This window comes from Thermanaeromonas sp. DSM 22490, assembly GCF_056378755.1.
The window spans coordinates 51,819-74,356 of the sequence record NZ_JBJHHE010000006.1 but is presented as its reverse complement, the minus strand read 5'-3'; the positions used below and the strand labels follow the sequence as shown (position 1 = coordinate 74,356).

The window sequence follows — 22,538 nt, the reverse complement described above, 5'->3', positions numbered from 1 at the left end:
TTTATTTTAACCCCGCCTCTTGCGTATGGTAATATTGGGGAAGGTAAATTGCCCTCCTGCGGTAGTGATCTTTTCCTTGCTAAACTCTACTGTATAAAAGCTGCGTTTACGGCTGGCATAAGCAGCGATATAAATCAAGCGCACAAAGCTTTCGATAGTATCGATTTTCATCTCGGCTGCTGTTATTGCCTGCCGGCCCTCTAGAATCCTTTTCACATAAGCTTCTATACGCGGGGGCGTGAGCTGGCTTTCCAGGTTTTGCAGGACCTTTTCCACATAAAGGGCCTTGTGGCGGGGAGTTAGATCGGCTAAGGTGAGCTCGGCTGGCTGGTGCAGGCGCTTTCTCTGGCGCGGGGTGAAAAGGGATTCTTCCGCTAAATAGGCTTGGGTAAAGAGGGAAAAGAGACTCTGCCATTCTTCATTTAAGCTTTCATCTTTGGCCCATTGCTGGCTCCAGAGTTGATAGCCCATAAATTTTAAAAGCTCTACCAGTTGCCCTTCTGTATCCCGGCTGCTGTTTAAAAGGTAGCGTAACTTTTCTACTGAGGCACGGGCGTATTGGGCATTGCGCCGGTCGATTTCCTCCAGGAGGTCGTCCATATTCAAATAGCTGGTCCGGATAAAGTGGAGCTGCCGGTAAATCTCTTCTTTAGCCTCTTCCTCGCTTTGGTATTTTCCCCTTTGCACCCCAGAGCGGGCAACCTCCATCACCCAGCTGGGCTCTTTAAGCCATTGTTCAATGCGCTGTAATATGCGCGGCCGGTAGCGGGAGACATTGTCCGAAGTTTTCAAGTAATGGTAGCTCCGATCCAGGACCTGGGGTTGGTATTCCAGAAAATGGGTAGCCAGAACATCCTGGGGTCGCTTTTCTTGCAAGAGCTTTTCCATGTATTTTTTAATGTTGTGGTTTAAAGATTTGAGTTCTCGGATTAACGCCTCAGTCAGTTCGTAAGCAGCTTCCAGGGCCAGCGCCCCCTGGCGCTCTACATCTTCTATACTCAGAGCGGCATAAGTACCGTATACATAACCTTGATATTCTGCAGGGCGCTGCTTACGTATCTTGTCCAGGGTATCCAGTACTTTGATGGAGTAATCAGCCAGGTTAACGAACTGCTCGAAGTTCAGACGCGTTTCCACATCGATCCAGCCGGTTTCCTTCAGGCGCCTCAAAATAGCGCTGGCTTTATTGCGGGGCGATTCTCCTTTGTCCACTTCCAGTTCTGCGGCCAGCACCTCTTCAGGCAGGTCGGTCAAAGCCTGGTCTTCCAGCTCCTGAGTCAGGCAATCCACCACCGCTTCCCGGGGGATGCCGAAGAGGTTGTGGCAGTAAAGGTCGTACAGCAAAAAAAGAGCCCGCGCATAGAGTTCCTTGGCCGGACTGGCCAGGATGCTAAAAAAACGGTCAGGTATGACCCGGAAAAGATCCAGGATTTCACACCTCTTTCTGCCCCACTACTTACGACTTCTTTATTCCTATTTAACTTTTCGACATTTAACATGGTTTTCCTGCTAAAAAGAAGTTACTGGCTCCCTCACTCCTGATTTATAAGACTGCTACCAGGATTACGAAAATCAGGCAGGAGGCAATGGCTGCTATATCCCTGGGCTGCAAATCGATGGTCCGCAGGTGGGTACGGGGGCCGGAGCCAAATCCCCGGGTTTCCATGGAGATGGCCATAGTCCTGGCTCGCCGGACGGACATAAGGAGCAGGGGTAGAGCTACTGGAAGGATGGCCTTAAGTTTTCTAATAAAGTTACGCCCTTCCAGGTCATAGCCCCGGGCGCGCTGGGCCTGGAGGATGAGATCCAGTTCTTCTCTAAGGATAGGGATAAATCGTAAAGAAGTGACTAACATAAAGGCGTAAAGGTAAGGCACCTTCAATTTTTCCACAAAAACTATAATGATATCTTTGGGTGGAGTGGTAGCCAGCAGCACCGGTATGGTAGAAGTCATGGCCAGCATTCTTAAGGCCAGCATAGTGCAGGCATACAACCCCACATCGGTTACCCGGCCCCAGCCAGTACCTGGCAGGAGGGTGAATACCGTCTCCCCCTCTTGGATCAAAAAGATCTGGAACAGGAAGAAAAGACCAGCAAAGAGCGCCAGCCCTCGGATAGCCGGCCAAACCTCCTTTAGCACTTTACCGGCCCAGGCGAGGGCCAGGACCGAGGCAAAGAGGAGAAGCATTGACGCGGGGCTATTTAAAAAAAAGGCCACTGTGACTACCGCCAAGGACCAGATTATTTTGCTTAAAGGGTTTAGCTCATGCAGGAAGGATTTGCGGGACACGGGCCTCACCCCTTAAGAGAGAGATAATTTCCTCGTAGAGATCTTCTACAGTCAAGACATCCCGGAAAAGCCCTGTCTCCCGGAAGGGCCGTATTAACCGGACTATCGAAGGGGGCACAAGGCCGGTGCTGGCCAGTATCTCTTCCTGGGAGAAAACTTCTGTAAGGGGGCCGTCCAGCAAAAGCTTTCCTCCGCCTAAAACTAAGGCTCTTTCAGCATAGCGGGCCACCACTTCCATATCGTGGGTCACCAGCACGATGGTATGGCCCTGCCGGTGGAGCCCTGTTATCACTTCCATTATTTCCAGGGCCTCGCGCCAGTCCTGGCCCGTGGTGGGTTCGTCCAGGACCAGTATATCGGGGCGCATGGAAAGGACCGAAGCCAAGGCTACCCTTTGGCGTTGCCCTTTACTCAACTGTAAGGGATTGGCTTCCAAGTAGGGTGATAACCCCACGAGGGCAGCGGCTTCTTCTACCCGGGCCTGAAGCTCTAAACCCTTAAGCCCCAGATTTTTAGGGCCAAAAGCTATTTCCTCCTTTACAGTAGGAAGGAAGATCTGGTGGTCCGGGTTTTGAAAAAGAAAACCCACTTTGCGGGTGAGTTCGGCTACTTTAGTCCGGGCAGTGTCCAGGCCGGCGATTAAAAGCCGGCCGGCGGTTGGCTTGAGGAGGCCGTTGAAATGTTTTAAAAGGGTAGTTTTGCCGGCGCCGTTCTGGCCTATTAAAGCTACGAATTCTCCCTTTTTTATATGGAAGGAAATATCTTTTAATACCTCAACGCCATTAGGGTAGGTAAAACTTAAACTTTCGGCTCGGATCATAATATCCTCTCCCTGGTTAGGAGCTTTGCTAGTTCCGCTTGAGCTTCTTCTACGGTCAGGGGTAAATCTTTCAGGTAAAAACCGGCTTGGCGCAACCTGCGAAAAAAGACAGAGACGGGCGGTGCTTCCAGGCCCAGTTCATTAAGGAGTTTTTCCTGGCTTAATATCTGGCGAGGGCTGGCGTCGGCTACAATACGGCCTTTATTCAGGCAGATAAGCCTAGAGATATATGGCGCTATAACGCTTAATTTTTGTTCAATGAGGAGAATAGTAATATGATAACGCCGGTTGAGCATTTGCAGTACTTCCATGACTTCCAGGGTGCCCTGGGGATCTAGTTCGGAAGTCGGCTCATCCAGTACCAGTATGGCAGGTCGTAAGGCCACGGCCGCTGCAATGGCCACCTTCTGTTTCTGACCGCCCGATAACTCTTTTAGGCTCCGGTGGCGCAATTGCTGGATACCTACCATGCTTAAGGCTTCATCGATGCGCCTGCTCATTTCTTCCCGGGGGACAGCCAGGTTTTCTAGCCCGAAGGCCAGCTCTTCTTCCACTTCAGCAGCCACTAACTGGGCCTCTGGATCTTGAAAGACGCTCCCTACCACTTGGGCCAGACGGGCGCAACTGGTCTCCGCAGTTACCAGCCCCGCCACCGATACCCTGCCGGACCAACGCCCCCTTTGAAAATGAGGTATAATACCGTTAAGGGCCAGGGCTAGCGTGGTCTTACCCGCTCCGGTGGGGCCAGTGAGGCCTAAAAATTCACCTCGCTGGACGGTGAAGTTAATATCTGCCAGGGCTGGTAGCTCACTATCCCCGTAATAAAAAGTAAAGTTTTCTACCTTGATTATGGGCTCCATGGGCAGGTTTCGCCTCCCGGGCCTTATTTTAGATTACATATTTTTGAGCAACTGCTTTAACGGGAAGTAGAGCACCTGGACCAGGATGGCATTAACCACGCCTGTTACGATGACCACCATCAAAAGATAAGTGTAAGCGGGATTCTTGGGCAGCGCTGCAAACAAGGTCACGGCTTTAAAGACATTGATATAGGTAAAGCCGCTGGCAAAGGTGCCGAGAAAGGCCACTACCAAAGGCTTGATGGTGCTAAAGAGGCGATTTTTATCAAAAGGCAGATAGAGTAAAAGAGCTGTAACCAGGGCCCCTACGGGTTCGCTGATGAAATTCAAGTAGGGCAGGAGGGACTTAGTGGTAAGCTGGCAGACAGCGGCGGCAACCAAGCCAATGCCCAACACCTGGCCTAAGCGGGGCTTAAGCAACATGATAGCCAGGACATACATGCCGATGACCAGATTAGGGGTGATGCCAAAAAAGGGTGGGGTGATCATGCGTAAAACTGCCCCCGCTGCCAGCAGAACGGCTATTATCACTACATCTACTGCTTGTAATCCCTGCTTGGTAGCTTTCTGGAGTTTGACTTCTTCGCTCATGATTTATTCAAGCCTCCTTGATGTATTATAAAAAAACAAAAACAGCCTGACGAAAACCGCCAGACCATTTCTTACCACCGGCTAGTCTCGTCTCCTCTCTCCTCTAATTCGTCTCGTCTTTCTCAGCTCAACCTGTGTATTAAATTTTGCTTTGGACTTAGAATACTAAAGAATGCCAGTCCCTGTCAAGGAGAATTTCCATTGACGTTAAAAAGCCGGGGCGCTATAATGAGTGCAGCTTACAGCCTTTCCAGGGAGTGACAGATTTGCTGCGCATACTCTTCCTTTTCAATGCCGTACCTGCCCGGTTGCGCCAGGGTCCCTATAGCGATTGCCTTACTTGGGAAACGGTACGCCAAATTTACCGGGCTTTGCTCGAAGGAGGTACCGAGGTTTATCCCCTTAATTTGCGAAGCCGCAGGCAGCTGGAACGAGCCCTGGTACGCCTGCCGGAGCCCCACCTGGCCTTTGTCTTAGCCGAAGGCTTTCTGGACGAACCTCATACTTTATATGATGGCAGCGGTGCAGCTTCCGTGCGCTTACTCTTAAAGCATTACGGCATTCCGGCCAGCCATTCGTCGGTGGAGACCATGGAGGTCTGCCGGCATAAAAATCTGACTTACGAGGTTTTGGAAAAATACGGGTTCCCGGTGCCGCGCCATATCCTTCTGGAACCTGGCCGGGGAGATCTGGACAGCCAGTTGGCCAGGGTAGTGGCCGAACTAGAATTTCCTCTCTTTGTTAAGCCCAACGGCGGTGGTAACAGCATCGGTATTGATGTTGACTCCCAGGTTTGTGATTACGAACAGCTAAGAGGCAAAGTATCATTTCTTCTAGACACTCTGGGCGATCTGCCTATCCTGGTGGAAGAATATCTTCCCGGCCAGGAGGTGACTATTGGTGTCCTGGGGCAGTCGCCATCTTATGTTTTACCTCCTCTGGTCTTTTTAAGCCGAAAAATTAGGACTACTGCCGTCAAACGAGAGCAAAACGAAGCTGTGACTATATTGGCCGGGGACGAGCGCTACATTTCCCTGGCCAGCATGGCCGCCCGGGTGTTTGCGCAGCTGGGCGCCCGCGATGCCTTACGCCTCGATTTGCGGGCGGATGCCCAAGGGAATTTCTATATTATTGATGTTAACGGAACTCCTTCCTTAAGCCCCACATCTTCCCTCACAGCTATGGCGGCGTCTCTGGGCCTAAATTTCTCTCAGCTGATTAATTTTATCCTGTATCAATCCCTGTTGAATTATGGCTTTTTGCCTGGTACCAAATTACAGGATCTAGTGGCTCCTGTCCTGGGAGTGTTATCCCCGTACAGATGGGAGTACGAATCGCTTTTCAGTGCAGTACGTACAGCTTAAACAAGCTTGCACTTGAGAAAGGAGCATGAAAGTGGAGAACTGTAGTTGTAAATGTAGCCAGTCCAAGAAGACAGAACACTTGTGCCCGCAATGCGGGACAGCAGGAATACAGGTAAAAGATGTTACGGTTAAAAATATGGTAATACCAGACAAAGTACCCTTAGTAACCGAAGATAATTACTTTCTATGCCCAAGCCGCAGCTGTAAGGTAGTCTATTTTTCCCCTAGCTCCCAATTCTATTTTGAAAAGGCAGATTTACCGATAGCAGTGTGGCTTAAAGATGAAGGTTTGGATGTACCTTTGTGCTACTGCCGGAGAATAACGAGACGGGATATATTGCAAGCCTTAGCTGACGGCTGCCCACCCGAGTTAAAGGCGGTTATGGAACATACGGGGGCAGGTCGAGGGGGCAGGTGCCTCACAGAGAATCCTGCTGGCAGCTGCTGTCACAGCGTATTGGAAGAATTTATCGCTGGGCACGCTAAAGATTTTAAGGGTAGGGATAGCCTCTAAAGGAGCGCTGGGAGAAGGGAAGTGGAATGTCTTGCGTACAGGAGTGGCCAGCTTACCCCTGCATGGCGGCCATTGTCCACCGTGGCTTTTCGAACGCATGCGTCGCCTTTCCGCGGCCATCATCGAAGTGATTGTGTGCGAATTCGGCCCGGTGGAAGTTTTACGGCGCTTAAGCGACCCCTACTGGTTTCAGGCCCTGGGTTGCGTATTAGGTTTTGACTGGCATTCCTCCGGCCTTACTACTACCCTCTGTGGTGCCTTAAAGGAAGGTATAAAAGGTAAGGAGAAGGATTTGGGGCTCATCATTGCTGGGGGCAAAGGCCGGACCTCCCGGCAGACACCCCAGGAGATCATGCGAGCTGCCGACCGTTACGCTCTATCCCTCGATCCCGACCGGCTTATTTATGCCAGCCGCATGGCAGCCAAGGTGGATAATACAGCTCTACAGGACGGGTACCAGCTCTACCACCACGTCTTTATTTTTACCTTTAACGGCCAGTGGGCCGTGGTGCAGCAGGGCATGAATGAAAATACTCGCCTGGCCCGGCGCTATCATTGGTTAAGCGAAAAGGTTGTAAATTTTGTGTGTGAGCCCCATGCCGCTGTCTGCTGCGATCACCGCGGCCAGGTCCTGAATATGGTAGCGGAGGAAAGCGAGCAGGCCCGGCAGGTAGTGGCGAGTCTGGCCCAGGAAAAGCCGGAAAAAATTATGAAAGAGTTTCGCCGGATTATGGAAGCGAGTACCTCGGGGCTGGTCAACCTCCAGCTTCCCTGGCAGCATGACATACCGCGAGCTGATTATTTAAATAAGGCCCTCTTAAAAATCTATGCTGCCCATCCCGCAGATTTCGCCGCTATCTTAAGCACCGAAGGTGTAGGCCCCAAAACCTTGCGCGCCCTGGCCATGGTGGCGGAAGTGGCTTATGGCGCTCCGGCCAGTTTTCGCGACCCAGTAAAATATAGCTTTAGTCATGGGGGCAAAGACGGCCATCCCTACCCCGTAAACCGCCGCCTTTATGATCATTCCATTGCGGTTTTAGAGAAAGGACTGGCCGAGGCTAAGATTGGTCGCTGTGAGAAATTAGAGGCCTTAAGGCGCCTGGCTACTCTTTACGGCTCCTAAAAGTGGAAGGAAAAATATAAAGCCGGGCAAGGTCCATTTTAGAAGGGACGGTTGCCCGGCTTTGGCTATTTTCGAAGTTTAGCCCAGGATGGCCTTTAAATCCTCTTCGGGAGTGGTGATAAGCTTTAAGCCGAAGTTGTCCTGGAGCACCTTCAGGACATTGGGTGAAATGAAGGCCGGCGCCGAAGGACCTATGCGGATGTTTTTCACACCCAGGTGCAAGAGGGTCAGAAGAATGGCCACGGCCTTTTGTTCAAACCAGGACAGCACTAGGCTTAACGGCAGGTCGTTTACGCTGCAGTTGAAAGCATCAGCCAGGGCCAGGGCCACCTGGATGGCAGAGTAGGCATTGTTGCACTGGCCGATATCGATGAGGCGCGGGATACCCTCGATTTCGCCCAGATCCATATAGTTGAAACGGTACTTGCCGCACCCCAAGGTAAGGACCACACAATCCTTGGGTACTTTCTCCACAAATTCCGTGTAGTAATTGCGGCCTTTCTTGGCCCCGTCGCAACCGCCTACCAGGAAGAAATGGCGTATTTTACCGGCCTTGACCGCTTCAATGATCTTATCAGCCAGGCCCAGAATGGCTGTATGATGGAAGCCGGTGGTCACAAAACCTCCTTCGTTCTCGGGCAAGGGCGGCAGGGACTTGGCCTTCTCAATAACCGGCGTGAAGTCGCGGTCCTTGATGTGGGTTACCCCCGGCAGGCCAGCCACCCCGCAGGTGAACATGCGATCCCTATAAGAATCCTTAGGAATTAATACACAGTTGGTGGTGCCCAGAATGGCTCCCGGGAATTCTTCAAACTCGGTTTTTTGATTCTGCCAGGCCGAGCCGTAGTTGCCCACCAGGTGGGGGAATTTCTTCAACTCAGGATAGGCATGGGCCGGCAGCATCTCGCCATGGGTATAAACGTTAATACCGGTCCCCTCGGTCTGTTTCAAGAGCTCGTACAGATCCAGAAGATCATGGCCGGTAACCAGGATGCCGGGGCCGGCTTTGGTCCCGGTAGATACTTTAGTGGGAATCGGGGCCCCGAAACGTTCCACGTGGGCCTTATCCAAGAGTTCCATGGCCTTCAGGTTCATGGCGCCACACTTTAAAACCAGCTCCAGGTGCCGGTCCAGGTCAAAATCGACATTAGTCAAGGTGGCGAAGAGGGCCTCATGCATGAAAGCATCGATCTCTTCATCCCGGGCCCCCAGCTCCCGGGCATGATAAGAGTAGGCGGCAATACCCTTAAGGCCGAAGATAAGGGTGTCCTGCAGGCTAGCAATATCTTCGTTCTTGCCGCAGACGCCTATTTTAGTACAGCCGGTTCCTCCAGCGGTTTGCTCGCACTGATAACAAAACATGCTTTTCTCCTCCCCTTCTTTATATTTTTAGGTTTTAGGCGAAGGCCTTTAGGGTTCCCAGCCTTAATCTTAAAGGATGGGCTAGTTAGGGTGCTGTGATTTAGCTCACAATCTGTAGGAATTTTTTGCTGGCCTACCAGGATTTTATATGCTATAATTTAACATCAGGTAATAAAATCAACTATTAGCAGGAGGCTATAAATACTTTAATGTTTCCCGGTTTCAAGAAGACCAGATATATTGAACTAGACACCCCAAAGTATTCCCCAGAGACTCCCTTTGAAAAATGCCCAGGGTGTAAGGAAATTCTGGTGCAGAAACACCTGTGGGATAATCTGAAGGTCTGCCCCCACTGTGAATATCATTTTCGCCTGACCGCCGCTGAAAGACTAAAGCAGATTGTGGATGAGGGCACCTTCCAGGAATTTGACGCTGACCTGGAGTCAAGTGATCCCTTGTCCTTTCCGGGGTACCAGGACAAGTTGAAGGAAGCGCGGGAAACTACAGGCCTTAAGGAAGCAGTGGTCACCGGCTTCTGTCAGATAGAGGGTCAGCCTTGTGTCCTGGCCGTAATGGATAGCCACTTCATGATGGGCAGTATGGGATTGGTGGTGGGAGAAAAGATCGCCCGGGCAATTGAGGCGGCTCTAGATAGAAGGCTCCCCTTCATTGCCTTCTGTGCCTCAGGCGGGGCTCGCATGCAGGAGGGTATGCTCTCTTTAATGCAGATGGCCAAGATCGCGGCCCTGCTAAATAAGTTTAGCCAGGCCAGATTGCTTTATATAAGTGTATTAACAGATCCCACCACAGGTGGGGTGACGGCCAGTTTCGCTTCCCTGGGAGATATAATTATAGCCGAGCCTCAAGCCCTTATATGCTTTACCGGGCCACGGGTTATCGAGCAGACTATAGGCCAGAAACTGCCGGAGGGTTTCCAGCGTGCCGAGTTTATGCTGGACAAAGGCTTTGTAGACCTTATTGTTCCCCGAAAAAACATGAAGGCCACTTTAGCTAAAATTTTAAAAATGCACCCGCGAGGAGATCTAAATGCTGCTTTATGAACGCGATCTGTCCCAGCTGCTGGAGAAAATAGATGAACTGGAAAAATTTTGCCAGCAACACAATTTTAATTTAAGCACTGAAATTCAACTTTTGCGAGAGAGAGTAAAAATGATTGAGCAGGAAATCTACCAGAACTTGAGCGCCTTTGAGCGTGTGCACCTGGCCCGCATGACCGAAAGGCCGGGGGCGTCTGATTATGTGCAAGCTATTTTCCCGGATTTTTTGGAACTCCATGGGGACCGCTGTTTCGGGGATGATCCCAGCATAATGGGAGGTATTGCGACTCTGGAGGGCATACCGGTTACGGTCATCGGCAACCGGAAGGGCAGCGATGCCCGGGAAAACGTAAAGTATAACTTTGGCATGGCCCACCCGGAAGGCTACCGCAAAGCTCGTCGCCTGATGCTGCAGGCGGAAAAATTCGGCCGGCCGGTTATTACCTTTGTGGACACCCCGGGGGCTTATCCCGGTACCGGCGCTGAGGAAAGGGGACAGGGAGAAGCCATAGCCCAAAATCTATTTATTATGAGTACCTTAAAGGTGCCCATTATTACCGTCCTCATAGGCCAGGGAGGTAGCGGAGGGGCCCTGGCCCTGGCCGTGGCCGACCGGCTGCTCATGCTAGAAAACGCCTTTTTTAGCGTTATTTCCCCTGAAGGCTGCGCCAGCATTCTCTTTAAAGACGCCGGTCGCGCCCGGGAGGCAGCGGAGGCTTTAAAACTGACAGCCCGAGAGCTTTACGAGTTGAAAATTATTGATGAAATTATCCCTGAGCCCCTGGGCGGTGCCCACCGGGATAAAGCAGGAATGGCCGCCAGAGTTAAAGAAAGGCTTATCTTCCACCTCAAGGAATTGCTGGCCATAGACAGAGAGGAATTGGTAAACTCTCGCTTTAATAAATACCGGCGGGTAGGGTTTGAATTTATTTAAGCTCCCTGGCCAGGCGGGTCCGTGGTGCCTGCCAGGCGGGCCAACCGGCGGGCATCCTGCACTACTTTCCATGCGGGATCATCCAGGGGTTGGTCGCCAGCAGCTATAATCTTAACTACCTTGGCGATAAGGTCCGGTTCGAGGCCGGTATTAATCATGATCTGGCGGGCCAGGGAAGGGCCGTCCGGATTGTCACTGGTGGCGCCAAGATCATAGAAAAGGCAGGCAGCTATGGCTACCAGAGGTTCTACTCCTTCTTCTCTGGCTATTTTTTCCGCAAAGCTGGCCGCTTTTAAAGCTATATTCAATAGTTCCTTGTGGTGCAGCAATCTTTTACGCGCTTCCACTTCCAGCTTATCCCGGATAACCCGGGGTTGGCGCTGGTATGCAAGAGCTTTATCCCCCAAGCATTTGCTGGCGTAGGAGCACCAAGCCGCGCAGCCGGGATCGAAGCGCGGATTGGTTATCAGTTTCCGGCAATGCGGGCAGCGCAGAGTCACATCGTCCTTCCAAATTTCAATCAAGCCCCCACAATGGGGACAGGGCTCTTCAAAAATGTCCTCCGGCTTCCAGTAGCGCCGGTCTTGCCCTGGGCAACGTCCCCCGGTCATTCTACCCCCTCCCTTGGAACCTTATTTTTGTGTTGCTTTGGTTCTTTAATAGTATTTTAGTCCTTATGTTTCCAGCTTACCATGATGGAGATCACAAACTGGAACAGAAATAAAAAAGTGGTACGCCAAGGGCTTAGCCCAAAAACCGTTTAGTGCGGCAGCGCATTGATAAAGGTTACTATTACCTGGCGCCGGCGTGGTCCGTCAAATTCGGCAAAATAGATGGCCTGCCAGGTCCCCAAATCCAGGCGTCCCTGGGCAATAGGTACCAGCACCGAGGAACCGGTAAGTATAGCCTTAATATGGGCATCACTATTTCCCTCCTGGTGGAAGTAGTCTCCATTACGGGGCACAAGCCGGGAGAGGGCGGCCAAAATATCCCGTTCTACATCGGGATCCGCATTTTCGTTAATGAAAATGCCTGCGGTGGTATGGGGTACAAAGATCAGGCAAGCCCCAGAAGCTATTTTATGTTGGGTAACCAATTCCTGGACTTGGAAAGTAATATCAATCAGCTCCACCCGCTGTCGCGACTGGACAGTCAACCGGGGCATGATTTTCACCTCCTGGATGTTACCTATTATTCTACCAAATTTCTCCTTTATCGATAATCACAGTATGTACTTATTAGCCATGTAAATTTTAGTAGGAATTTTTACCAAGTTGTCGAATCACAATAATTGGTTTTATCGGTTGTGTTTGGGCAGGGGGCAGCGTTATGCCTCGGGCACCTGACGCAAAGAGGATTTTACTCCCGAACGATGGTCCGGCCACGCAAGTGTACCTAGAAGCCCAGGGAGTATTGTTTGATCTTTATCGCAGCTGCCGCTTGGGTAACCGCCTGGCTGTAGAGGACGTCAAAGAGGCTGTGGCGGAATTTATCGGTCGCATGCAAGATAACCGGGACATCTTCCTTCAGATGGCTATGTTAAAAGACATGGACCCTTACTCTGCCCTTCACTCCCTGAATGTTACTTTGCTGGCTACTTACCTGGGCTCTCGCCTCCATCTTTCGCACGAAGAGCTGCTGGTTTTAGGCATGGGAGCTATGCTCCATGATATTGGCAAGCTGGAAATACCGAGCGAAATTATCTGTAAGCCAGGAAAGTTAACCCCAGAAGAATTTGAAGTAATAAAGCTTCACCCGGAAGCAGGCTATCAGCGCTTGGAGGGGCTGGTGAGCGAAGAGGTCAGGCGGGTGGTAAGAGACCATCACGAGCGATGTAATGGTTCTGGTTATCCCTGCGGCCTGTTTAAAGAAGAAGTTTCTCTGGCGGCTCGTTGTGTAGCTATTGCTGATGTTTATGATGCGGTAACTACCGATCGCTGTTATCGCCCCAAACTCTTACCCCACGAAGGCATGGAACTTTTAATGGTAGAGAGTACGAACGGCGCCTTGGATATGGACTTAGTAAAAATTTTCCTTCAGGAAATTGTCAGCTATCCGGTAGGCACTATAGTGCGCCTTACCACGGGAGAAACGGCCAGGGTGATAGCCCAGGAGCCGGGTGTTCCCTTGAGACCTATTGTGGAGGTATTAAGGCCTAAAGAGAGGGCGGGGGAGGTAATTCGTCTCCTTGCTTATCCTTCGCTTCTAATTAAGGAAATCGTAGCCTGAGGATTATCCGCAAAACAGGGTGCTGCCTGTAAGGGAAACGGCGCAAAGCCGTTTTTTATTTTCCCGTGCTTGACGTTGGAGGGGCAATAGAGTATTATGGCGCCAGTTGACTAAGCTACCTTCGGAAAAGGAGCCGGGAGACAACTGCCATGAACCCAAGGTGGACCATTGAGCACAAAGTCAAGCATACTTACCGCAAGTGGTTTTTAACCCCGGTTAAACGGGCCATTTATAAATATAATATGATCGCGGCCGGCGACAAAATCGTCGTGGGAGCTTCGGGCGGCAAGGACAGCTCTGCCCTCCTTTACATTTTGTGGCTGTTAAAAAACTTTTCTTCCTTAGATTTTGATTTCCAGGCCGTCTTCTTGGACCTGGGCTGGAAGGTAGATCCCCAACCCCTGGCCAGCTTTTGCCGGGAACTCAACATACCTTTTCATCTGGAACCTACTCCCATCGGAGCTATCGTCTTTGAGTACCGGCGGGAACCCAATCCGTGCGCCCTTTGTTCGCACTTGCGCCGGGGGGCCTTAAACGAAGTGGCCAGGCGTCTGGGTTGCAACAAAGTGGCCCTGGGCCACCACCTGGACGAGCTACTGGAGACCTTTTTGCTTAATTAGTTTTACAACGGCCGCTTTTCCACCTTCCTTCCTGTAACTTATTTGACCAGAAGCGGGATAACTGTCATCCGGCCCCTTATCTATCTTCCGGAAGCCACGGTAGCTGGCCTGGCCAGGGTAGAGCATTTGCCCACACTGCCCAATCCTTGCCCGGCCGCAGGCCAAACGAAACGCCATGAGGTTAAGGCGATAGTTAACTTCTTAGTCGAGCGATATCCTTACCTGCGCCAGCGATTCCTGGCGGCCTTGGAGGCTGCCCGGTGGCTGGAGCAGTAAAATTTAACTAAAAATTTATTGCCCCCTTGTCATAAAATATGGTAAACTAAAAACGCAGGCGGCACCATCAGGGCTTGCACTGCTTAAAGTTTAGAAGGTATACCCATAGAATAGAGCTTCCGCTTGGATCCTTTTTCCTTTGGACCGAGACGGGAAAAGAGAGCGAAGATCTTGGCCTTCTGGACCCGTCCGGGAGGCTTTTTATTTTGGCCTTAAGGTGGCGAACAAATAATGAAAAATGTAGGTATTATTGGTGCGGGCAGCGTGGGTACCGGTATGGGTTTGCTCCTCAAAGACAGGGGTTACCCCATTGTAGGCGTGGCCAGCCGTACTTACTCCTCAGCCCAGAGGGCAGCTGAACGCCTGGGCTGTCCTGCCTTTAAGGAGCCGGAGGAGGTAGCCCGGCGGGCAGATATTGTGTTTTTGACCACCAGTGACCAGGCTATCGGGCCGGTAGCCCATAAAGTAGCGGCTCGAGGAGGATTCAGGCCTGGGCAGACCGTTATTCATATGAGCGGTTCCCTCACTTCCGAAGTATTAAACCCTGCGCGCCGGCAGGGTGCGTGGGCTTTATCCCTCCACCCGTTACAATCCTGTGCGGATGCCGACCGGGCGGTGGCTAACCTGCCGGGTTCTGTCTTTAGCATTGAAGGCGACCGGGAAGCCTATCCCTTAGCCGAGCGCTTGGTACGGGAGCTCGGAGGAGAGTTCTTTTATATCCGGCCGGAAGACAAGGCTCTTTACCACGCGGCTGCCTGCGTGGCTTCTAATTATTTAGTTGCCCTGGTGGACTTAAGCCGCCAGCTAATGGTGCTGGCCGGCATGAGCCCGGAAATGGCGGCTAAAGCCCTGGCTCCTTTGATAGAGGGCACCTGGAAAAACATAGGGGAAAAAGGCATACCTGCTGCTTTAACCGGTCCTATTAGCCGGGGCGACGTGGCCACAGTAGCCGGCCACCTGAAGGCCATGCGGGACAAAGCCCCGCAGTTGGTGGAACTGTACAGTGCTCTGGGCCGTCACACAGTAGGAGTGGCGCGGCGCAAAGGGAGTCTTAGGGAGCGGGAAGCATCTGCTTTTATCAAGCTGTTCAGGTCTGCTAAAGAACAAGCAGCTTTAGGAACACCGGTCAGCCTCCAGGAACAGGGGGCTGGCTGCCAGGGTTAGGAGGCAAGCTTAAATGCAACTCTTAAAAACGGTAGCGGAAGTGCGCCAGTGGGTTACAGAAAGGCGGGAACAGAAGCAAAGCATCGGTTTTGTTCCCACCATGGGCTACCTGCATGAAGGGCATCTTACTCTAGCCCGTCGAGCCAGAGAATGCTGCGATGCAGTGATTATGAGCATTTTTGTGAATCCCACTCAGTTTGGCCCCCAGGAAGATTTTGAGCGCTATCCCCGGGACCTAGAGCGCGACCTTAAACTGGCCGCTGAGGTGGGAGTAGACGCCGTCTTTGCTCCGGAGGTAGCCGAGATGTACCCGCCCGGTTATGCCACGTATGTAGAAGTGGAAGGTTTGACTGCTGTCTTGTGCGGAGCTTCGCGACCCGGCCATTTTCGGGGCGTAGCTACAGTGGTTACCAAACTCTTTAATATCGTACAACCGGACCGGGCTTTTTTCGGCCAGAAGGATTATCAGCAAGCGGTAGTCATCCAGCGCATGGTACAGGATTTAAATATCCCGGTGGAGATTATAACCGTACCCACCGTACGGGAACCCGATGGCCTGGCCTTAAGCTCGCGCAATAAATATTTGAATGCTGAAGAGCGGAAGCAGGCCCTTTCCCTTTACCGGGCCCTCAAGCTGGGCGAAAAGATGATACTTTCCGGTGAGCGCCGGGTAGAGGTTGTGCAGCAGGCCATGGCCCGGGAAATTTCCAGCCAGCCCCTAGCGCGAATAGATTATGTCAGCATTAACGACGCGGAAACCTTAAAACCACTGGATAAAATTAGCGGGAAGGTATTGCTGGCGGTAGCTGTCTGGATAGGAAAGACTAGGCTCATTGATAACCTGGTGGTAGAAGTTCCAAAGGAGGCATAGGGTATGTGGCGCATTATGATGAAGTCTAAAATTCACCGGGCTACTGTTACGGCCGCTAATCTTAACTATGTGGGGAGCATCACCATTGATAGTGAACTTTTGGAAGCTGCCGATATTTTGCCCCAGGAGAAGGTGCAGGTAGTCAACAATAATAACGGTGCCCGTTTTGAAACTTATGTTATTGCCGGGGAAAGGGGTAGCGGTATTATCTGCGTTAACGGGGCAGCGGCGCGTCTGGTCCAGCCAGGGGATATTGTAATTATTATTTCTTACGGCCTTTTTACCGACGAAGAAGCCCGTAAGCTCCAGCCTAAAGTAATCTTGGTGGATGAAAATAATAAAATTAAGGAGTACCTCGGAGGGGAGAAACCACCGGGCAGCCAGAGTTGAAAGTTATGTTCTCCTGTTAAGCAAAAAAGATAAGACGAAGTGAAATAGTTTTTATACAAATTGTTAACCTACTTAAATATGTATAGTTGACAAACATAAAGAAGGGAGTTAAAATGGGAGTATGACCCAGGAAGGAAGCCGACACCAAGTACTGGCCGAATTGCGGCGCCATCAAGGAGAGTACGTTTCGGGCGAAGAATTAAGCCGCAAATTAGGCCTGTCCCGGACAGCCATCTGGAAGCATATCCGCGCTTTGCGCCAGGAAGGGTACCAGATCAGCGCCTTTACCCGTCGGGGTTACGCCCTCCTCACCGCGCCGGACCGGTTTTTCCCGGAAGAGGTAATGGCAGGACTTAAAACTTCCTGGTTGGGGCGCTCCTTTTACTATTACGATGAAGTGGGTTCCACCAACCAGGTGGCCAAAGAGCTGGCGGATGCCGGCGCACCGGAGGGTACGGTGGTAGTGGCGGAATACCAGATCAGCGGCCGGGGGCGTCTGGGAAGGTCCTGGCTTTCGCCGGCAGGTAAGGGTATCTGGGTTTCCCTAATCCTCAGGCCGCGCGTAGCACCCGTGCAGCTGCCCCAGCTCAGCCTTATGGCTGCCGTAGCCGTGAAAGAGGCAGTGGAGGAAATCACCGGGCTCCGGCCGGGTATTAAATGGCCTAACGATCTCATGATCAGGGGGCGCAAAGTGGCCGGGATCCTGACTGAGATGCGGGCCGAGATGGATAGTACCCAGTATGTGGTCTTAGGCATAGGTATCAATGTTAACCTGGAGATAACCGACTTTACTCCTGAGGTTCAATCCCTCGCTACTTCCTTGAAGCTGGAAGCAGGCCGGGAAGTGGCGCGCTTGCCCCTTTTTCACGCCCTCCTTTGCCGCTTGGAGGATTGGTATGAGCGCTGGCAGGAGGAAGGGTTTGGCCCGGTGAGGGATGCCTGGAAGGAGGCCAGTATAACCCTGGGTCGCCAAGTAAGAGTGATCGCTTCCAGCAAAATCTATGAAGGTGAGGCAGCAGACATTGATGAGGAGGGAGCTCTGTTAGTAAGGGATGCTGCGGGTTGCTGGCGGCGGTTTAATTACGGGGAAATAAGCTTGCGCTAAAATTTTTGCCAAAGGAGAGGAATTTTCTTTATGCAGGCCAGAGAGATAAGTATGGTGGCGCTTTTCACTGCCTTAATAGCTGTGCTGGCGCAAATTTCTATTCCCCTGCCCTTTACCCCTGTACCCATTACGGGCCAGATTTTGGGCGTTTTTCTGGCTGGCGCTATTTTGGGACGGCGGCTGGGAACAATAGCAGTATTGGTTTATTTATTACTGGGAGCTATTGGGCTGCCGGTCTTTGCCCGGGGCAGCGCGGGAATAGCCCGCTTTTTAGGGCCCACCGGCGGTTACCTCTGGGGCTTTGTAATTGGCGTTTACCTTTTGGGATGGATTGTTGAAGGCGGTAAAAGCGGTAAAATAAGTTATTTCCGGGTGGTTAGCGGTATGCTGGCCTGCCTGGCAGTAGTTTATTTCCTGGGTACCCTCCAGCTAGCCTATCTTTTACACCTTACTTGGGGAAAAGCATTGGTCTTAGGTGTGATACCCTATATACCCCTTGATTTAGCTAAACTGGCTTTGGCCGCCGCTGTAAGCTTGCAGGTGCGCCGATCCCTGCATCGCGCCGGGATTTTGCCCGGTCCGGGCCACCAAGAGGCGGCCAAAGGGCCAATGGCTTAAATATAAGGATATCTAGCCGGATAGCGAGGGCCTCTGTTTTGGGTACAGAGGCCCTATTTTTATTGGGTAAGAAACTAAGCATTTTAGGGGGAGGAGGAGAAGGGCTTTTCTTGTGGAATAATGGGAAAGAGAGGGGGTAGACTTATGCTGTTAGCTATTGATGTCGGCAATACTAATATCGTTTGCGGCGTTTACCGCGGGAAGGAACTGGTCTGTCACTGGAGGATGGCTAGCGACCGCCAGAAGACGCCGGAAGAATATAGCCTGCTCTGGTACCAATTTTTACTGTATTACGGTTTAAAAAGAGACGACATCCAGGCTGTGGTCCTGGCTTCGGTAGTACCTCCTTTGACCCAAATACTGGTTACCACGGTACAGCAGCTTTTTAAAGTAGAACCCCTGGTAGTCGGGCCCGGGATCAAGACGGGTATGCCCATCCGCTTCGATAATCCCCGCGAGGTGGGAGCAGACCGCATTGTTAATGGGGTGGCGGCTTACGAACTGTATGGCGGTCCGGCTATTGTGGTGGACTTCGGGACAGCCACTACCTTTGATGCTATTTCAGCCGCGGGAGAGTATCTGGGCGGTGCCATTGCTCCGGGCATCGGCATTTCCATGGAAGCCCTCTTTTACCATGCGGCTAAGCTTCCACGGGTAGAGCTGGTGCGGCCGCGTTCCGTTATCGGCAAGAATACCGTGGCCTGCATGCAAGCTGGTATTATGTATGGCTTTATAGGCCAGGTGGAGGGTATTGTTAACCGGATGAAGATGGAGCTGGGCGCAGAGGCTTTAGTGGTGGCCACCGGTGGCCTGGCCGGGCTGATCGCTCCTGAAACAGAGGTAATTGATAAAGTAAACCCCTGGTTAACTCTGGAAGGTTTACGGATAATTTATGAACGGAACAGATAGGGTGTTGGTAAAGCAAGTGAAAATCGGGAAGGTAACTCTGGAAGCGCCGGTAGTAGCCGCTCCCATGGCCGGGGTGACGGATAAGGTTTTTCGCCTCATCTTAAGGGAAGCAGGGGCGGCCCTTACTTTTACTGAAATGATTAGCGCCAAGGGGCTTTACTACCGCAATAGAGCCACGTGGGAGCTGATGGACTTAAGCGGGGAAGAGGGACTGGTAACAGTTCAGCTTTTCGGTCGCGAGCCGGAAATTTTGGCCTGGGCGGCCAAGGAAGCTGTCCGGGCCGGTGCGGCATTAGTAGATATCAATATGGGCTGCCCCACGCCTAAAATTACCCGCAACGGGGAAGGGGCAGCCCTGATGCGAGATATACCGCGGGCCAGGGCTATAGTGGCTGCCGTGGCGGAGGCCATTCATCCCGTCCCCGTTACAGTTAAGATGCGCAAGGGCTGGGATGAAAAGGAAGTCAATGCGGTAGAAGTAGCCTGCGCGGTGGTGGAAGCCGGAGCGCAAGCGGTTACCGTCCACGGCAGGACCAGAAGCCAGTTTTACAGCGGACGGGCTGACTGGGAAATTATCCGCAAGGTGAAAGAAGCAGTGACAGTGCCGGTGATTGGCAACGGCGACGTCTGGGAGCCGGAAGATGCTCTAAATCTTCTGGAGACTACCGGTTGTGATGCAGTGATGGTGGGCCGGGGAGCCCTGGGAAATCCCTGGATATTCACCCGCACTCGATCCCTGCTGGCGGGAGAAAAGGTTCCCCCGCCGCCGGGGCCGGCCGAGCGGCTGAGCCTGGCCTTGAGGCACCTTAGGATGGCAGTGGAGGCTAAAGGAGAAGAAAAGGGCGTGAAGGAGATGCGCAAGCACCTGGCCTGGTATCTCAAAGGTTTACCCGGCGCCGCCCGGGTGCGCCAGGCTATAAATAGTGAGAACAGTTGGGAGGGAGTTGTGGCCCTTTTGGAAAGTTACTTGGCAAAATCGGGGTTTCTTAAAGAATGGAAAAATACCAACGTTTAGAAGGGGTTAGGTACCTGCACCACACTTGCAGCAGGGCGGGTTATTTCCATGACCTTTGACGTGCGTTTTTCCGACGCTAGATTAGGGTAGCCAGGCGTTTTATATTCTGGGCCACCGTCTAACCCAATTCAATTCTGAGTTTCGTTTCCATATTGATTATAGCTATTGCCTATATTACAATGTATTTTAGAGGTGATAGAAGTGCAACTGAATATTTATGTTCCTAAAGACCGGGCAGAAATTTTGGAGATCCTAGACCGAGTGGCAGCGCACAGCAACAGGCCGAAAAATGAGATAGTTTTAGAAGCCCTGGAGAGATATTTAACGGATTTAACTCCCAGGATGCTGGGCAAATTTAGCTTGGGGGAGGTAAGAAACATTGATCGAGAAAAACTATATGAAGGAAGGGTAAAGGCTTGATTTTAGTTGATACCAATATCTGGGTTTATGCTATTAATATAGATGCCCCACAACACCCTGTAAGCCGCAAATTCATCGAGGCAGTTATAGCAGGCCAGTTTAATGGCGTTATCACTCCCCAAATCCTGTTAGAATTCTATGCTATTATTACTGATAAGCGCCGGGTAGAACGGCCGCTTTCTCCAGAGTTAGCTTTGGAGCAAGTAAACGCTATTCGTACCGCTTGCCTAATTGTAGATGCAGGATCCAAGGCTCTTGATAGGCTAACCGAAATTCTGGCTGAACAGCCTGATTTGAAGGGAGCAAGGATATTTGATGCTTTCATAGTGGCCCAAATGATTGCGGCCGCTATAAAACAAATATGCACTTATAATATCCAAGACTTCAAGGGATACAAAGGTATTACCGCCTTGACTCCAGAGGAACTTATGGCCGGTTTGATTTCCTAAGTTTTTCGTGGAGCGAAGCTTGCTTTTCGGGTGGGGTTTTGTTATAATTTACCGTGCACATATTTGTGCACAAAGGAGAAGTTTAAGTGGAGCTCATAAGGGTAGGCGATAAACTCCTGGACCGGCGCAAAATCAATGCTACTATTGACCGGATTCTCTCCTTGCGCTGTCAAGGTTATTCCCAAGCCGAAACAGCCCAGCGGATAGGAGTGGACCGGTCTTTTGTCTCCCGGCTGGAAAGCCTGGGGGAAGTCCGGCGGGGCCGGAGGGTAGCAGTAATTGGTTTTCCAGTGGCCAATAAACAAGAGCTGCAGAAGATGTTGGAGGAGGAAGGGGTAGAATATATTTTTCTCCTTACGGAGGCGGAAAGGTGGGAATTTGTACGTAAGAAAAATGGTCTCGATCTCATAACTGAACTTATGGAGACTATTGCCCACCTGCGGGAGTTCGATGTAATAATAGTTATCGGCTCGGATTACCGCATTAAACTCAGCGAAGCTCTGCTCGGCCGCGAAGTCATCGGGGTGGAAATAGGAACTTCACCTATCAAAGAAGATCGAGCGGTTGACGTGGAAAAATTGCGCCAGCTTGTGCGAAAGGTATTACTGCCGGCAAAGGAGAGAAGGAGAGATGAAGCGGGTAGTTAGCATTAGCCTGGGATCTTCCAGGAGAAACCACGTGGTCCAGGTGGAATTTTTGGGAATTCAATTTGAGCTCTCGCGCATTGGTACCGATGGAGACCTGGAGAAGATGATTGCCCTCATCCGGGAGATGGACGGCCAAGTCGATGCCTTTGGCCTGGGGGGAATGGATCTTTACCTTCGCGTTGGGTCGCGCAAATATCTCCTGCGGGATGCGGCGCGGGTAGTAAAAGCGGCTAGGCAAACACCTATAGTAGATGGCGGAGGTCTAAAGGATACCCTGGAACGGAGGGTGATTAAAGAGCTTTCCGGGAAGGGCTTGGATTTCCGGGGTAAGAAAGTGTTGATGGTCTGCGCTGTGGACCGGTTCGGCATGGCGGAAGCACTGGCCGAAGCTGGAGCCGATCTTACTTGTGGGGATTTAATCTTCGGCCTGGGTTTGCCCGTACCCTTAAGGTCCTTACCTACCTTCCGCCGGGTGGCCTATTTAGCGGCCCCCATAGTACGCCTTTTTCCTATAAAGATGCTCTATCCAACCGGTCGAGAACAAGAGAAAATCGAGCCCCGCTACACCCGGTTTTACGAAGAGGCAGAGATTATTGCCGGCGATTTTCATTTCATCCGCCGTTATATGCCGGACAAGTTGCCGGGAAAAATCATTATCACCAATACTGTTACCCAGGCGGATGTAGAGGAGCTTAAAAAAAGGGGTGTGGCAACTCTGATTACTACCACCCCCGAATTTAATGGTCGGTCCTTTGGCACCAATGTCCTGGAGGCTGTTCTCCTGGTCTTGAGCGGCAAACGGCCGGAAGAAGTGACTCCCGATGATTATAACGCCCTGCTAGACCGCTTGGGGTTTAAGCCCCGTATAGTACATTTACAGGAGCCTGCGCCTGCTTCGCTGAGTTAAGG

27 protein-coding genes are annotated in these 22,538 nt (G+C 51.6%); 19 read left to right on the top strand and 8 right to left on the bottom strand.

Annotated features, from left to right (window positions below):
* Positions 1-6 precede the first annotated feature (6 nt).
* The 5 genes from AC1BI1_RS06090 to AC1BI1_RS06070 all read right to left on the bottom strand — a co-directional run bounded on the left by AC1BI1_RS06090 (position 7) and on the right by AC1BI1_RS06070 (position 4,561).
* A complete protein-coding gene (locus tag AC1BI1_RS06090; RefSeq protein ID WP_476716394.1) occupies positions 7-1,344 on the bottom strand; it encodes a Wadjet anti-phage system protein JetA family protein in 1,338 nt (445 codons plus the stop codon).
* A gap of 199 nt (positions 1,345-1,543) precedes the next feature.
* A complete protein-coding gene (locus AC1BI1_RS06085) occupies positions 1,544-2,290 on the bottom strand; it encodes an energy-coupling factor transporter transmembrane component T family protein (protein ID WP_476716393.1) in 747 nt (248 codons plus the stop codon).
* Positions 2,265-3,110 carry an energy-coupling factor ABC transporter ATP-binding protein gene (locus AC1BI1_RS06080; protein ID WP_476716392.1) on the bottom strand — a complete coding sequence of 282 codons (846 nt, stop codon included), beginning with the start codon at positions 3,108-3,110 and terminating at the stop codon, positions 2,265-2,267. Before AC1BI1_RS06080 ends, AC1BI1_RS06085 begins: the two co-directional genes overlap by 26 nt.
* On the bottom strand, positions 3,107-3,970 hold the full coding sequence (locus AC1BI1_RS06075) for an ATP-binding cassette domain-containing protein (RefSeq protein WP_476716391.1): 864 nt from the start codon (positions 3,968-3,970) through the stop codon (positions 3,107-3,109). The genes AC1BI1_RS06080 and AC1BI1_RS06075 overlap by 4 nt, the downstream gene beginning before the upstream one ends.
* A 33-nt stretch (positions 3,971-4,003) precedes the next feature.
* Positions 4,004-4,561 (bottom strand): tryptophan transporter, encoded by a 558-nt coding sequence (locus AC1BI1_RS06070; protein WP_476716390.1) that lies wholly within the window; start codon positions 4,559-4,561, stop codon positions 4,004-4,006.
* A 266-nt stretch (positions 4,562-4,827) separates the two neighbouring features.
* Here AC1BI1_RS06070 and AC1BI1_RS06065 point away from each other — a divergent pair, with 266 nt between their 5' ends.
* Genes AC1BI1_RS06065 through AC1BI1_RS06055 form a run of 3 tightly spaced genes read left to right on the top strand, consistent with a single transcriptional unit; the run spans position 4,828 to position 7,562 of the window.
* Complete coding sequence (locus tag AC1BI1_RS06065; RefSeq protein ID WP_476716389.1) at positions 4,828-5,925, top strand: D-alanine--D-alanine ligase family protein; 1,098 nt, start codon at positions 4,828-4,830, stop codon at positions 5,923-5,925.
* Positions 5,926-5,956: 31 nt separating this feature from the next.
* Complete coding sequence (locus AC1BI1_RS06060) at positions 5,957-6,439, top strand: (2Fe-2S)-binding protein (RefSeq protein ID WP_476716388.1); 483 nt, start codon at positions 5,957-5,959, stop codon at positions 6,437-6,439.
* A gap of 31 nt (positions 6,440-6,470) precedes the next feature.
* On the top strand, positions 6,471-7,562 hold the full coding sequence (locus tag AC1BI1_RS06055) for a DUF763 domain-containing protein (RefSeq protein WP_476716387.1): 1,092 nt from the start codon (positions 6,471-6,473) through the stop codon (positions 7,560-7,562).
* Positions 7,563-7,640: 78 nt separating this feature from the next.
* Here the strand turns inward: AC1BI1_RS06055 and hcp are convergent, their stop codons facing one another.
* Positions 7,641-8,924 carry a hydroxylamine reductase gene (hcp, locus tag AC1BI1_RS06050; RefSeq protein ID WP_476716386.1) on the bottom strand — a complete coding sequence of 428 codons (1,284 nt, stop codon included), beginning with the start codon at positions 8,922-8,924 and terminating at the stop codon, positions 7,641-7,643.
* A 209-nt stretch (positions 8,925-9,133) separates the two neighbouring features.
* Between hcp and accD the strand changes: the two genes are divergently transcribed.
* Both accD and AC1BI1_RS06040 read left to right on the top strand, forming a co-directional pair.
* On the top strand, positions 9,134-9,985 hold the full coding sequence (gene accD, locus AC1BI1_RS06045) for an acetyl-CoA carboxylase, carboxyltransferase subunit beta (protein ID WP_476716385.1): 852 nt from the start codon (positions 9,134-9,136) through the stop codon (positions 9,983-9,985).
* The gene (locus tag AC1BI1_RS06040; RefSeq protein WP_476716384.1) at positions 9,972-10,916 is read left to right on the top strand and encodes an acetyl-CoA carboxylase carboxyltransferase subunit alpha; all 945 of its coding nucleotides are present in this window, start codon (positions 9,972-9,974) and stop codon (positions 10,914-10,916) included. The genes accD and AC1BI1_RS06040 overlap by 14 nt, the downstream gene beginning before the upstream one ends.
* Here AC1BI1_RS06040 and AC1BI1_RS06035 read toward each other — a convergent pair.
* Both AC1BI1_RS06035 and AC1BI1_RS06030 read right to left on the bottom strand, forming a co-directional pair.
* Entirely contained in the window at positions 10,913-11,527 is a 615-nt protein-coding gene (locus tag AC1BI1_RS06035; protein WP_476716383.1) for an HD domain-containing protein, read from the bottom strand. The two genes, AC1BI1_RS06040 and AC1BI1_RS06035, sit on opposite strands and share 4 nt — an antisense overlap.
* Before the next feature lie 149 nt (positions 11,528-11,676).
* On the bottom strand, positions 11,677-12,081 hold the full coding sequence (locus tag AC1BI1_RS06030) for a secondary thiamine-phosphate synthase enzyme YjbQ (protein WP_476716382.1): 405 nt from the start codon (positions 12,079-12,081) through the stop codon (positions 11,677-11,679).
* A 164-nt stretch (positions 12,082-12,245) separates the two neighbouring features.
* On the opposite strand from AC1BI1_RS06030, the gene AC1BI1_RS06025 reads away from it, so the two are divergent.
* From AC1BI1_RS06025 to AC1BI1_RS05960, 14 genes are all read left to right on the top strand, one after another.
* Entirely contained in the window at positions 12,246-13,145 is a 900-nt protein-coding gene (locus AC1BI1_RS06025) for an HD-GYP domain-containing protein (RefSeq protein ID WP_476716381.1), read from the top strand.
* A 149-nt stretch (positions 13,146-13,294) separates the two neighbouring features.
* Positions 13,295-13,765, top strand: coding sequence for a tRNA lysidine(34) synthetase (locus tag AC1BI1_RS06020; protein ID WP_476716380.1), 471 nt, complete (start codon positions 13,295-13,297; stop codon positions 13,763-13,765).
* 42 nt (positions 13,766-13,807) lie between these two features.
* Positions 13,808-14,041 (top strand): hypothetical protein, encoded by a 234-nt coding sequence (locus tag AC1BI1_RS06015; RefSeq protein ID WP_476716379.1) that lies wholly within the window; start codon positions 13,808-13,810, stop codon positions 14,039-14,041.
* A 231-nt stretch (positions 14,042-14,272) separates the two neighbouring features.
* Entirely contained in the window at positions 14,273-15,205 is a 933-nt protein-coding gene (locus AC1BI1_RS06010) for a Rossmann-like and DUF2520 domain-containing protein (protein ID WP_476716378.1), read from the top strand.
* 13 nt (positions 15,206-15,218) lie between these two features.
* Positions 15,219-16,076 (top strand): pantoate--beta-alanine ligase, encoded by an 858-nt coding sequence (gene panC, locus AC1BI1_RS06005; protein WP_476716377.1) that lies wholly within the window; start codon positions 15,219-15,221, stop codon positions 16,074-16,076.
* Between the two features lie 3 nt (positions 16,077-16,079).
* Positions 16,080-16,466, top strand: a complete 387-nt coding sequence (gene panD, locus AC1BI1_RS06000; protein ID WP_476716376.1) for an aspartate 1-decarboxylase — start codon at positions 16,080-16,082, stop codon at positions 16,464-16,466.
* A 121-nt stretch (positions 16,467-16,587) separates the two neighbouring features.
* Positions 16,588-17,571, top strand: coding sequence for a biotin--[acetyl-CoA-carboxylase] ligase (locus tag AC1BI1_RS05995; RefSeq protein WP_476716375.1), 984 nt, complete (start codon positions 16,588-16,590; stop codon positions 17,569-17,571).
* A 30-nt stretch (positions 17,572-17,601) separates the two neighbouring features.
* On the top strand, positions 17,602-18,189 hold the full coding sequence (locus AC1BI1_RS05990) for a biotin transporter BioY (protein WP_476716374.1): 588 nt from the start codon (positions 17,602-17,604) through the stop codon (positions 18,187-18,189).
* A 144-nt stretch (positions 18,190-18,333) separates the two neighbouring features.
* A complete protein-coding gene (locus AC1BI1_RS05985) occupies positions 18,334-19,098 on the top strand; it encodes a type III pantothenate kinase (RefSeq protein WP_476716373.1) in 765 nt (254 codons plus the stop codon).
* The gene (gene dusB, locus AC1BI1_RS05980; protein ID WP_476716372.1) at positions 19,082-20,113 is read left to right on the top strand and encodes a tRNA dihydrouridine synthase DusB; all 1,032 of its coding nucleotides are present in this window, start codon (positions 19,082-19,084) and stop codon (positions 20,111-20,113) included. Before AC1BI1_RS05985 ends, dusB begins: the two co-directional genes overlap by 17 nt.
* 201 nt (positions 20,114-20,314) lie before the next feature.
* The gene (locus tag AC1BI1_RS05975) at positions 20,315-20,533 is read left to right on the top strand and encodes a hypothetical protein (RefSeq protein WP_476716371.1); all 219 of its coding nucleotides are present in this window, start codon (positions 20,315-20,317) and stop codon (positions 20,531-20,533) included.
* Positions 20,530-20,982, top strand: a complete 453-nt coding sequence (locus AC1BI1_RS05970; RefSeq protein WP_476716370.1) for a type II toxin-antitoxin system VapC family toxin — start codon at positions 20,530-20,532, stop codon at positions 20,980-20,982. Before AC1BI1_RS05975 ends, AC1BI1_RS05970 begins: the two co-directional genes overlap by 4 nt.
* Positions 20,983-21,068: 86 nt before the next feature.
* Positions 21,069-21,629, top strand: a complete 561-nt coding sequence (locus AC1BI1_RS05965; protein ID WP_476716369.1) for a transcriptional regulator — start codon at positions 21,069-21,071, stop codon at positions 21,627-21,629.
* On the top strand, positions 21,613-22,536 hold the full coding sequence (locus tag AC1BI1_RS05960; protein ID WP_476716368.1) for a quinate 5-dehydrogenase: 924 nt from the start codon (positions 21,613-21,615) through the stop codon (positions 22,534-22,536). The genes AC1BI1_RS05965 and AC1BI1_RS05960 overlap by 17 nt, the downstream gene beginning before the upstream one ends.
* Positions 22,537-22,538: the final 2 nt, after the last annotated feature.